Source organism: Cylindrospermopsis raciborskii Cr2010 (genome assembly GCF_003367075.2).
Classification (GTDB): domain Bacteria; phylum Cyanobacteriota; class Cyanobacteriia; order Cyanobacteriales; family Nostocaceae; genus Raphidiopsis; species Raphidiopsis raciborskii.
On the sequence record NZ_CP065936.1, the window covers coordinates 594,794 to 607,339 of the forward strand.

At 42.5% G+C, this 12,546-nt stretch carries 10 protein-coding genes; 3 read left to right on the top strand and 7 right to left on the bottom strand.

Going from position 1 to position 12,546, the window contains the following annotated elements; all coding sequences use genetic code 11:
• Window positions 1–68 precede the first annotated feature (68 nt).
• Together C6N34_RS02700 and rimI are read right to left on the bottom strand one after the other, a co-directional pair.
• Window positions 69–2,540, bottom strand: a complete 2,472-nt coding sequence (locus C6N34_RS02700; protein WP_006277610.1) for an ATP-dependent Clp protease ATP-binding subunit — start codon at window positions 2,538–2,540, stop codon at window positions 69–71.
• A gap of 363 nt (window positions 2,541–2,903) precedes the next feature.
• Entirely contained in the window at window positions 2,904–3,464 is a 561-nt protein-coding gene (gene rimI / locus C6N34_RS02705; RefSeq protein ID WP_006277611.1) for a ribosomal protein S18-alanine N-acetyltransferase, read from the bottom strand.
• A gap of 144 nt (window positions 3,465–3,608) precedes the next feature.
• On the opposite strand from rimI, the gene lysA reads away from it, so the two are divergent.
• From lysA to C6N34_RS02720, 3 genes are all read left to right on the top strand, one after another.
• The gene (gene lysA / locus C6N34_RS02710; RefSeq protein ID WP_115538449.1) at window positions 3,609–5,009 is read left to right on the top strand and encodes a diaminopimelate decarboxylase; all 1,401 of its coding nucleotides are present in this window, start codon (window positions 3,609–3,611) and stop codon (window positions 5,007–5,009) included.
• 73 nt (window positions 5,010–5,082) lie between these two features.
• A complete protein-coding gene (gene cdaA / locus C6N34_RS02715; protein WP_040009232.1) occupies window positions 5,083–6,033 on the top strand; it encodes a diadenylate cyclase CdaA in 951 nt (316 codons plus the stop codon).
• The gene (locus C6N34_RS02720; protein WP_057178004.1) at window positions 6,014–6,763 is read left to right on the top strand and encodes an isoprenyl transferase; all 750 of its coding nucleotides are present in this window, start codon (window positions 6,014–6,016) and stop codon (window positions 6,761–6,763) included. Before cdaA ends, C6N34_RS02720 begins: the two co-directional genes overlap by 20 nt.
• Before the next feature lie 2 nt (window positions 6,764–6,765).
• On the opposite strand, the gene C6N34_RS02725 is transcribed toward C6N34_RS02720, so the two are convergent.
• From C6N34_RS02725 to crtO, 5 genes are all read right to left on the bottom strand, one after another.
• Complete coding sequence (locus tag C6N34_RS02725; RefSeq protein ID WP_006277619.1) at window positions 6,766–7,032, bottom strand: DUF3143 domain-containing protein; 267 nt, start codon at window positions 7,030–7,032, stop codon at window positions 6,766–6,768.
• A 24-nt stretch (window positions 7,033–7,056) separates the two neighbouring features.
• A complete protein-coding gene (locus tag C6N34_RS02730; RefSeq protein ID WP_057178005.1) occupies window positions 7,057–7,524 on the bottom strand; it encodes a J domain-containing protein in 468 nt (155 codons plus the stop codon).
• 79 nt (window positions 7,525–7,603) lie between these two features.
• On the bottom strand, window positions 7,604–8,581 hold the full coding sequence (locus C6N34_RS02735) for a DnaJ C-terminal domain-containing protein (protein ID WP_115538450.1): 978 nt from the start codon (window positions 8,579–8,581) through the stop codon (window positions 7,604–7,606).
• Between the two features lie 55 nt (window positions 8,582–8,636).
• The gene (gene dnaK / locus C6N34_RS02740; RefSeq protein ID WP_057178007.1) at window positions 8,637–10,706 is read right to left on the bottom strand and encodes a molecular chaperone DnaK; all 2,070 of its coding nucleotides are present in this window, start codon (window positions 10,704–10,706) and stop codon (window positions 8,637–8,639) included.
• 100 nt (window positions 10,707–10,806) lie between these two features.
• A complete protein-coding gene (crtO, locus tag C6N34_RS02745; RefSeq protein WP_115538451.1) occupies window positions 10,807–12,510 on the bottom strand; it encodes a beta-carotene ketolase CrtO in 1,704 nt (567 codons plus the stop codon).
• Between the last annotated feature and the right edge of the window lie 36 nt (window positions 12,511–12,546).

Genomic DNA, 12,546 nt, shown 5'->3' on the forward strand with positions numbered 1-12,546 from the left:
AGATTAGATTTCCCCACCGTTTACTGATGTTTAAGGTTTAAGGTGTTTAAGTTTTTAAAAACTCCGGACTACAGCTCAATAGTTGGAGCAAGTAACTCCGGACGCTGTCTAGCTGTTACTTGGACAACACCATTTTCGTCTATGTCAACGTAAGCAATGTCCCCATCTTTGATTCGTCCAGACAGAATCTCTTCTGCTAAACTATCCTCGAGTAATCGCATAATTGCTCGACGTAATGGTCTGGCACCATAGCTAGGACTATAACCTTCTTGGATTAGACGGTCTTTAAAGCGATCGCTCACTTCTAAGGCAATACCTTTTTCCGTCAATCGACCAAACACTTCCTTGAGCATGATGTCGGCAATTTCGGTAACTTCAGCCTTGTTCAACTGACGGAAGACAATAATTTCATCCAGACGGTTTAAGAACTCAGGACGGAAATACTGTTTGAGTTCTTCATTCACCAGGGAACGAATACGATTGTACTGCGATTCAGCTGCATCTTCGGCAAACTCAAAGCCAATACCGCTACCACCTTTTTCAATTACCTTAGAACCAATGTTAGAGGTCAAAATTAACAAGGTGTTCTTAAAGTCTACTGTGCGTCCTTTAGCATCGGTCAAACGACCATCTTCTAAAATTTGCAGCAGCATATTGAATACATCCGGGTGTGCCTTTTCGATTTCGTCGAACAGCACTACAGTATAGGGACGACGGCGTACCGCCTCCGTAAGCTGACCACCTTCGTTGTAGCCGACGTAACCTGGAGGGGAACCAATTAACTTACTAACGGTATGACGCTCCATGTACTCGGACATATCCAAGCGAATCATTGCTTCTTCCGATCCGAAGAAGTAAGATGCCAGAGATTTAGCTAATTCGGTTTTACCTACTCCAGTAGGACCAGAGAAGACAAAACTAGCAATTGGGCGATTGGGATTTTTTAAACCTACACGAGCGCGACGAATGGCTCGAGAAACGGCCTTAACCGCATCCTCTTGACCAATAAGACGCTGATGTAGGGTATCTTCCATGTGTAGTAACTTTTCCGATTCGGATTCAGTGAGTTTATTCACTGGTACACCGGTCCAGGAAGCCACAATGTGAGCGATATCCTCCTCAGTTACTACCGGTTCAACCCCCTCTGCACTGGTTCCATTAGCTTTGTTTTGGGCGATCGACCTAATTTCCGCCTTAATTTCCATTTCTCTGTCACGCAGTTCTCCCGCACGGTCAAAGTCTTGGGAACGCACAGCATCATCTTTTTCTTTTAATATTTGCCGCAGTTCCTTATCTAACTCCTTAGCTGCTGGAGGTAACTGAGAATTAATTAGACGAACACGAGAACCTGCTTCGTCAACTAGGTCGATTGCCTTATCTGGCAAATAGCGATCGCTAATATATCTATCAGATAATTTGGCTGCTGCTACTAAAGCTTCATCAGAGATTTTTAACTTGTGATGCGCTTCATATCGATCGCGCAACCCATATAAAATTTCTATTGTTTCATCAACAGAGGGTTCGCCCACCATTACAGGTTGAAACCGTCTTTCCAGGGCTGCATCTCGTTCGATGTGCTTCCTGTACTCATCCAAAGTAGTAGCACCGATGCACTGTAATTCACCCCTGGCCAAAGCTGGTTTGAGAATATTAGCAGCATCAATAGCTCCTTCAGCAGCACCTGCACCGATTAAGGTATGAACCTCGTCAATTACCAGGATGACATTACCCGCTTGGCGGATTTCATCCATGATTTTCTTTAGGCGCTCTTCAAATTCCCCACGATACTTAGTTCCTGCTACCAGGAGACCAATATCTAGGGTAACAACACGCTTATCCTCTAAGATGTCCGGGACATCCTTGTTAGCGATGCGGCTGGCCAAACCTTCAGCAATGGCCGTTTTACCAACTCCAGGTTCACCAATCAGCACCGGATTATTTTTAGTCCGGCGACCCAAAATTTGAATCACACGCTCGATTTCCTTGGCGCGTCCCACCACGGGATCAAGCTTGTTATCTACGGCCATTTGAGTCAAATTAGAGCCGAATTCATCCAAGGTCGGGGTTTTTGTGCGACCCGAAGAACCGCCAGGAGTAACTTCTGCAGTTTCTCCTAACATCCTAATTACTTGGGTTCTCACCTTTGACAAATCTACACCCAGGTTCTCTAGCACCCTGGCTGCTACGCCTTCCCCTTCACGGATGAGACCCAACAGCAGATGCTCGGTGCCTATGTAGTTATGCCCTAGTTGGCGTGCTTCTTCTAAGGATAGCTCCAGAACCCGCTTGGCTCGTGGTGTAAACGGAATTTCTACAGCCACAAAGCCGGATCCCCGACCTATGATTTTTTCTACCTCAATTCGGGCATCTTTGAGATTGACACCCATTGACTTTAGCACCTTGGCGGCCACCCCTGTTCCTTCCCCTATCAGACCCAGGAGGATCTGTTCGGTTCCGACAAAGTTGTGACCCAAACGGCGGGCCTCTTCTTGGGCCAGCATGATTACCTTAATGGCTTTTTCTGTGAAGCGTTCAAACATGGCATCCTTCCCATCACCTGCGTCGTGCCGGTACGTCGATTTTAGCACAAGCAAAACTTTTGGATATCCCTGTTGCCAAAATAGATATCCAGTGACCATCACTTTTGCCGATGGGTTGATCCTTGGACTTTTTTGCTAGCTAGTTGGCTGTAGATGTCTAATTCACTAGCTTTTTCGCCACTAGGCTCGAGGATAGACTAGTTTTTCTCCTATTTTTCCGCCCTTATTCTCAGCCTAAACCCAATATCATACTGGTCGCTGCTTTGTCAACCTATAATAATTTTATTAAAAGTTAGTAAAACTTTACATAAGATATTCTTATCCAAAATAGATAATAATTTTCAATGTTTGATGATTTATCTACTAATTCTCCTCTTGTATTAATATCCAGGAGAACTGTTGCAGACGCTGTTCGACAAGAACATGCCATTTCTCTAATGTTTGGAGAAAGTGGGGGTGTTGTAACTGAGAAATCCATAAAATCAAACCATCTTCCTGGTTATCCTGATAATAACGGGGTCTAATGCCCGCAGTTTTCCACCCAAACTTTTTATACAAGGAAATTGCTGGGGTGTTGGAAACACGAACTTCTAGTGTGGCCCGTTCTAATCCCATATCTACCGCGTCTTTTATCAGAGAGTATAATAGGGCTTGTCCTAGACCTTGACCTTGATATTCCGGATGCACAGCTAAAATGGTAATGTGTGCTTCTTCTAAAACTGACCAAAAACAACCTATTCCTAGTAAGTCATGGCTGGGAATTAGTGAAAATAAACCGAGGAAGTGACTACTGATATTTTCTATCTCTTGGCGATAGCCTTCTATTGTCCACAGACCATCAAAACAAGCCTGATCAAGTTCTAGCAGGTCAGTTAAATGTTCTAAGGTCACGGGTTCAATTTTTAATTCGGATAATTTCACCATACTTCCCCTGTTCTATCTTCTTTTTAGAGCTTTTAGCTAGGTTTTTTGATAAAGTGGATGTCGGGAGTTTAGCTCCCACCATCAAAAGTTAACTCTAACCAACTCAAAAATCAAAGCTTTAATCAGGACAAATTTTAATTAATTATGGTATCGACTTACCCTGTCAAGGTTCAACCTTCCGGTCATCAGTATCTATCTATTGTAGATGTTCCTACCAGTGTTTCTCCTAATCAGCAACTTCTACCTGTAAGTGCCAAAGTTATTGATCATGATTTCCTGGAAATTGGCGGGTGTGATGTTAAAACCCTGGTTCAACAGTTTGGCTCTCCCCTCTATATCCTAGATGAACTAACTGTGCGCACCGCTTGTCAACAATATCGAGACGCCTTTAATAAATATTACAAAGGACAATCCCAAATATTGTATGCTTCTAAAGCATGGAACTGTTTAGCAGTTTGTGCCATTGTTGCTTCAGAAGGTTTAGGAATAGATGTGGTATCTGGTGGGGAACTTTACACCGCTTTAACTGCGGGTATGAGTCCGGACAAAATCTACCTTCATGGCAATAATAAATCTCACCATGAACTGATTTTTGCCGTAGAGACAGGTTGCACAATCGTAGTTGACAACTGGTACGAATTAAAGACCCTGGTAGCTATCCTAGAGCAGGAGGACCAGGCTAAAAAAATCAGGATCATGTTACGGTTAACCCCGGGAATTGAATGTCATACCCATGAATATATCCGTACTGGACATTTAGATAGTAAATTTGGTTTTGACCCCAATGACTTACCAGAGGTATTTAGCTTTGTCAGTCAACAGTCAAGACTACACTGTGTGGGTGTACATGCTCACATTGGTTCCCAAATTTTTGAACGTCAACCCCATCGAGATTTAGCCGCTGTCATGGTACAGTGGTTGCGTGAAGCAAAACAATACAATCTAGAATTGGCAGAGCTAAATGTTGGCGGTGGTCTGGGAATTAAGTATACCGAGTCCGATGATCCCCCAAGTATTGAAGAATGGTCTAGGGCAATTTGTGAAGTAGTTCAAAGTGTTTGCGCTGAAGAAAACTTACCCTTACCTAAACTTTTGTGTGAACCCGGGCGATCGCTGATTGCTACGGGAGGTGTAACTGCTTACACTATTGGTTCAACTAAGACCATTCCGGATATTCGTACCTATGTAACTATTGACGGAGGGATGTCCGATAATCCTCGTCCAATTACATATCAATCGGTTTATCGAGCAGTGGTAGCCAATAAAATGTCTGCCCCCCTCACAGAAACGGTCACCTTAGCGGGTAAACACTGTGAATCGGGAGATATTCTGATTAAAAATGTCCAACTGCCAAAAACTGAGCCGGGGGATGTGCTAGTGGTTATGACAACGGGAGCATATAATTACAGTATGGCCTCCAACTACAATCGTTTACCCCGTCCAGCAGCTGTTCTAGTAGCCAATGGAGAGGCAAATTTAATTTTGCAACGGGAAACCTATCAAGATATCATCCGACAAGATTGTTTACCGGAAAGACTTAAATAATTAGAAGTAATTAAGAGAGTCATCAAGGAGCGAGTCTCTTGGATGGTTATTAACCTTAGTTTATCCAGATGTCATGAGAAATTGGTGGAAGCAATGGCTGACGACAAACTTAGAATGGTCACAGTCCTTGCTGATTGGGACTCTGGATATTCTCTTGGTGGTCGGTTTGACATATATGATTCTGGTAATTATTAGTGAACGTCGAACACTATGGATGGTAAGGGGGTTTATTTTTCTAATGTTGGCTTCAGCAATAAGTGGAGCTTTAAACCTCATTTTACTCAATTTTGTTTTAGAGAAGCTAGTTATTGGTTGTGCAGTGGCCATGGCCGTATCATTACAGTTGGAATTTCGCCGGTTTCTAGAACAACTAGGAAGAGGGGAGTTTCGCCAGTTATTTCAACCTCACCGATTAACAGTAACTAAATCTGACAGCGTAATTGATGAAATTGTTGATTCTATCAAAGAACTTTCTAAAAATCGTATTGGTGCTTTATTAATTTTGGAGACTACTGAACCTATCGATGAGCGGGACTTCTCAGTACCAGGAGTAAAGTTAAATGCACAAGTGTCTAAGGAACTTCTACAGACGATTTTTCAGCCCAAAACCCTATTACACGATGGAGCAACTTTAATTCGGGGTTCACGGATTGTTTCATCAGGTATAATTTTACCACTCTCAGGACGTACGGCCTCCCGTCAGTTGGGAACAAGACACCGAGCAGCTATGGGAATCACTGAGCGAGTGGAAAATTGTATTTGTGTTGTGGTATCAGAAGAAACTGGTTCTATTTCCCTAGCGGAACGGGGAACTTTATATAGACCACTGACAATTAGGAAGCTAAAGGAGTCTCTGGAGGCTCGTTTTTCGACCACTGTGGATCGGGAAGTCGTTGCACCTGGTGTTTTCGGTTTAGTTAGTCAAATTGCTAGTCAAATTTTTAGATTTGTTTTCCGTTTATTTAGATTACCATTATCTTTTGCCAAAAAAATCAGACTGAAAAATGACAATACAACAAACTGAACTTCTATATTTACCTCCCGATTTAAAACCAGAATTATTGCCTAAACATGTGGCCGTAATTATGGATGGCAATGGTCGATGGGCTAAAGGCCAGGGCCTTCCTCGAATTATGGGTCACAAGCAGGGTGTGGACGCTCTTAAAAACTTGCTACGCTGTTGCAAGGATTGGGGTATTCAAGCTCTAACTGCTTATGCTTTTTCCACGGAAAACTGGAATAGACCACATGAAGAGGTGGAATTTTTAATGACTCTTTTCCAAGGGGTGCTACGTCAGGAACTACGGGAAATGGTTGAAGAAAATGTGGAAATTCAGTTTGTTGGCAATTTACAAGCCTTACCTGTAGCACTACAGCGGGAAATCTCCCACTCTATGGCACAAACTCGTGGTAATCAAAGTATTAAGTTTACTGTGGCTACCAATTATGGTGGTAGACAAGAAATTGTACAAGCTTGTCAAGCTATTGCTCAAAAAGTTAAAGAGGGCCTATTAAACCCAGAGGAAATTTCTGAGGAGTTATTTGCTGGTCACTTGTACACAGCAGGAATTGCAGACCCAGATTTACTCATCCGCACCAGTGGAGAAATGCGTTTATCTAATTTCTTGCTTTGGCAAATGGCTTATGCAGAAATTTATATCACTGATACTTTATGGCCAGATTTTGACAGGAACCAATTCCATCAAGCTCTACGTGCTTATCAACAAAGAGAACGACGGTTCGGTGGAGTATAAAATCAAGGACCAGAAAAAACCGCTTGCTCTATATCTTTCCGACTTAGGGAATACCTAAAGGAACGTTGGATATCTTGACCATTTTCCCCCGCTTGGATATATCTTACTGTCAGCTGCTCAATATCTAGCCATAATTCTGCCTGCCATGTTTGCTTTTTTAACCGCCAACAATGTAGTTCTGTTTCGTCTTGTTGGCAACCCTGATGCTTTAACCACTCTTCAATTTGTGGTAAGGGATGATTGTATAGGGGGGTCTCTGGGGATAACATAGATAATTAAAAATCAATAAATCACTATAGAGCAATGGAAAAACCTGGCTCACCTCTTATAAATGCTACTAAGATTACCAGTATCAAACAACCTATTATTGTCAGAGCTAGTACAAGCAGTATAAATAGTTCTCCAGATGATAAAGGGCGATCGCTCGCCTCTAAATACATAGACTTAGAATAATCATGGGGTTTGGGAATGGAATCATTGAAATTTGTAGGTGATGGAATAACCCCAAATCTGTAATAACCAATTTTTAAATCATAACTCAAACGACGTTCAGGATTACTCAAAGTAGCATAAGCTTCGTTAATTTGCTGGAATTTAGCAGTAGCAACCTGATCGGGAAGTTCCGTAGTGTCTGGATGATAGTGTTTACTCATTTCCCGGTAAGCGCGGCGAATATCAATCACTGATGCCCAGGGGTGAAGTCCTAGCAAGGTGTAATAGTTAGGGCGATCGCTTTGTACTTCTTCTCCAGTTTGATTCACAGTTGTGGTTTACCTTAATTGCACTTGGCATTTAGAGAAGTATAACTTATTTCTTTCACTTAGTCAAGAACAAACCTATCTAAGGTTTGAGCTTTAAGCTTTCTATTTCCCGTAACTTCTCATAAAGTTGTCTCTCCTGATCACTAATATTTTTGGGGGTGATGATTTGAATTTCCACTAGTTGGTCACCACGTTTACCATCTTCCATGGGATAACCTTTATTTGCCAACCGGAATCTTTGCCCAGACCTGACTGCGGGAGGAATAGTCATTTTTACTGGACCATCTAAAGTAGGTGCTTCCACCTGGCCACCTAAAACCGCCTCACTGGGGGTTACAGGTACCTGACAAGAAATGTTAAATCCCTCCATTTTAAATAACGGATGAGGTTCAACAGTAATTTTTAAATATAAATCACCTCCACTAATTCCCTGATTGCGTAAGCGGATAGTTTGTCCTGTGAGCATAGCAGGTGGCATAGTCACTTCCAAAGATCGCCCATCTTCTAGGCGTATTCTCTCATTACCGCCTTGATAAGCCTTTTCTAAAGGCAAAGTCAATCTAGCTTCAATATCTTTAGGGGTAGTACGATTATTAACAGTATAAGCGACCTTGGTACGAGGATTACCAAAAGGGTCTTGAGTAGTTGTATTAGGGCTTTTCTTAGCCTCCTTACGACTGCTAACACCTATAACCTGATTAATAAAACTTTCAAAATCTGGGAAATCAGCTGGATTGACACCCTGGTTACTAGATTCACTAGGGCGGTTAGTACCCCAGCTCTTAGACTTTGCAGCTGTTTTAGCACCTGTAAAACCTCTTTGTTGCCAGTAGCGACTAAACTGGTCATATTGAGATCTGCGAGCGGAATCGGAAAGTATTTCATAGGCCTCCCCAATCATCTTAAACTTTTCCTCAGACTCCTTGTTACCGGGGTTGAGATCGGGGTGATACTGTCTAGCCAATCGACGATAAACCTTTTTAATTTCTTCATTGGAAGCATCCTTGGTGACTCCCAAAATTTCGTAATAATCACGGAAATTCTGCAAATTTTGCATAATTAGTTATCAGTGCTGGGGTAGTAGGGGGAAACAGATATTTTGGTTGAGGGATTTATAGCCAATCATCATCCTCGTCATCCCAATTATCCTGGTAACCGGGACGGGTGCGACGGGACTCGTTATTATAGGATGGGGAGGAGCGGTTGTTTTGACCATAGTTCTGATCCCTAGTATTATCCCTACCATAGTCTCTGTTATAGGAACGGGATTCTCGATAGGGTTCTCTGGGATATTCTGGCTGTTTTTCTTTTTCACCCATGAAAATCTCCCGAATGGCGCCAAACAAGTCCTCATCTTCATCCTCAGCATAATACTCCCGCACTTCACGATTTAGCTCGTACAGAGCATCTTGTAGGTCTGAGTAAGCCTGGTCAATACCCCGGTCATCATTTTCTTTGAGACTTTCCCGCAGTTCACGACAAATATTATCAATACGCTGACGACGGTTGCGGGCAAACTGCATACCCATTTCCAAAGCCACTTCTCTTAACTGTCGTTCTGCTTGTAAGATGAGAGCCTCAGACCGAGTGCGTTTTTCCACTCTTTCTCTTCGCTCACGATCAACATCAGCAAACTTCTGAGCATCCTGAATCATTCTGTTAATTTCGGATTCACTTAAAGTAGAAGCACCTTGAATAGTAATACTTTGTTCCCTACCAGTGGTGCGGTCTAAAGCCATGACCTGCAAAATACCATTAGCATCTATATCGAAAGATACTTGAATTTGAGGTATACCTCGAGGAGCGGGAGGAATGCCATATAACTTAAACCTTCCCAGGGATTTATTATCCGATGCCATTTCCCTTTCACCCTGAACTACATGAATTTCCACACTGTTTTGATTATTTTCTGATGTGGAAAAAATATCGGAGCGCCTAACGGGAATAGTAGTATTACGGGGAATCAGTTTTTTCATCAAACCGCCAATAGTTTCCAAACCTAGGGAAAGAGGAGTAACATCCAAAAGTAGAACGTCTTTCATTTCCCCAGCTAGAATCCCTGCTTGAATGGCCGCACCTACAGCTACTACCTCATCCGGATTAACATTCTCACTAGGTTCAATGCCAATTAAATCTCGCACTAGCTGCTTCACCATTGGCATTCGGGTAGATCCCCCAACTAATACCACTTCTTCTATATCCACAGGTGAAATTCCGGCATCTTTAAGTGCCCGTTTAACTGGATTACGAATTCTGGTGAGTAAATCACTACATAAACCTTCAAATTGGGAGCGAGTCAGTCTAGTTTCCAGATGTTTTGGACCATCCTCTGTTGCAGTAATAAAAGGCAGATTAATATCCGTAACACTCACATTAGAAAGTTCAATTTTTGCCTTTTCCGCTGCTTCCATTAAACGTTGTAAAGCTTGTCTATCCTTTCTTAAATCTACCTCTTCTGTAGCTAAAAACTGTTCCGCCAACCAGTCTACTATTTTTTTGTCAAAATCATTACCACCTAACTGAGTATCACCACTAGTGGATTTAACCTCGAAAACACCATCACCCACGTCTAGGATAGAGACATCAAAAGTGCCACCCCCCAAATCAAAAACGAGTATGGTTTCCAAATCACCTCGTTCTAATCCGTATGCTAGGGAAGCAGCAGTAGGTTCATTGAGGATACGCAGCACCTCTAACCCAGCAATTCTACCAGCATCGCGGGTGGCTTGCCGTTGAGAATCATTAAAATAGGCAGGTACGGTGATTACCGCCCCAGTGACGGGTTGACCCAAATAGCGACTGGCATCAGTGGCCAATTTCTTCAACACCATTGCCGAAATTTCTTCCGGGGCAAAGTCCTTATTTAATCTGGGACAGGCAACCTTAATATTGCCCATTTCATCCTTACGAATGGTGTAGGGTACACGTTTAGAATCGGGATTCAGTTCTCCATATCTACGTCCAATAAATCGTTTAACAGCAAAAAACGTATTTTGGGGGTTGAGAACTGTTTGCCTTCTGGCCATTTGTCCTACAACTCTTTCACCTTCTTTGCTGAAACCTACAACTGAGGGAGTAGTTCGCATACCTTCAGCATTAGCAATCACCACCGGCTTGCCACCCTCCATTACGGCGACTACTGAGTTGGTTGTACCCAAGTCGATGCCGACTACCTTGCCCATAGGTTTTTTTTCTCCTGTTTTCTGTTCAACTAGATTTATATGATATTATTCTATTATGCTTTCCCATTGTCCCCCGGTTGCTCGGCATCAATTGCCTAGGTCAACTAACGCCAAACACCGAACCCATAGTAGATTTGATGGAGTTTCCCGCATCTTTTAGGGTTTTGGTAATTGGGTGTTTAGACTGGAGAAACACCTTGGCGCAATTACGTCCAGGCATTCCCGAAATGGATCCACCAGGATGGGTTCCCGCACCTGTTAAAAATAAATTGTTAATAGGCGTTTTGTAATTGGCCAATTCCGGTAGGGGTCTAAAGAATACCATCTGGTCTAAGGTCATGTCAATATGGTAATAATTGCCTTTATAAGCTCCTAGTCTTTCCCCTAATTCTGCTGGACTTTCTACCCTTCTGGCAATGGTAGCGGTTTTTACATTAGGAGCATAAGTAGCCAACTTTTCCACCACTTTATCTGCTACCTGATTTTTTAACTCATCAGTCCAACCTGTTCCGTTTAAACCCTTACCCTGGGCGCTGGCAATTTGATAGGGGGCAAAAAATTCAATCCACACTGTGTGTTTTCCCGCTGGGGCTAAACTGGGGTCTAAAAAGCTAGGCACTACCACGTACATGGATGGGTTGCTGTCGGGAATTTCTCCTAAAGTGCATTTACTATGAGCTTGTTCCACATGGTGCATGGAGTCAGCAATTAGAATAGACCCAGCCAAATATTCATCTTTATGTTCGTGGTAGGGGAAACGCAAAGGCTCATCTAAGGCTAAATCTATCTTTAAAATAGTTTCATTATTGTTGACGATCCGTCTTGCCAATCTTTCTCGCAGTTGGGGATCTCCATCGTCTACTTCCGTGGGATCGACTAGTTGTAAAAACAATCGTTGAGCATCAATGTTAGAAATTACTCCATACTTAGCACGATATTCCCTACCACCAGCTACACGTACCCCCACCGCTTCACCATTGTCAATTAGGACTTTTTCTACCAACTGGTCAGTGAGGATTTTACCTTGCTTGGCAGTAACTAAATTTACTAGCGCCTTGATTAAAGCACCCGTACCTCCCCGGGGTCTACTCATTCCTGGGTGGTGACGCATGGACATCATCATTACGCCTATGGCTAGGTTTTTTTGTGATGGTGGTGCTCCCAGTTCTGATGCTAATCTTGAGAGGGGAGCTTTTAAAAACTCTTCATCAAACCATTCGTTTAAAATATCTTCTGCACTTGTAAGCATGGTGCGAATAAAATCTAAACTTTTTTGAGTAGAGCCAACAACCGAAAATAAATCTTGGAATTTTTCCAGATTATAGTTACCAAAAATTTCTATGATTGATTTTGGTGGAGCATTGAAAATGGGGATCATGGCATTAATTACTCGTTGCCAATATTGAGTAAATTCTGCGTATTTTTTAGCGTCCTTTGGGTTGTACCTGGCGATTTCTGCACAGGTTTTTTCTAGGGATTTATGAGCTAGGAAGTACTTACCATCTGGGTGGGGACAGAAAACCACTGGATCGCATTCTAGATATTCCAAACCATATTTTTCCAGCTCTAATTCTTCTACCACTGGACCTAGGTGAATAAACTCATGGTCAATGGCACAAAGGTTAAATTTAAACCCTGGTGCTTGGTCTGGAATACATTCCTCCGTGGTAGCTGCACCACCGGGAACGGAACGCTTTTCTAGTAGTAGAACACTATAACCAGCTTTAAGTAGGTAAGCTGCACACACTAAACCATTGTGTCCAGCACCAATAATTATTACATCATATTCATCTTTATGGTTCATGTAGCCTTAATATACTATAATATATACTGCTTGTAG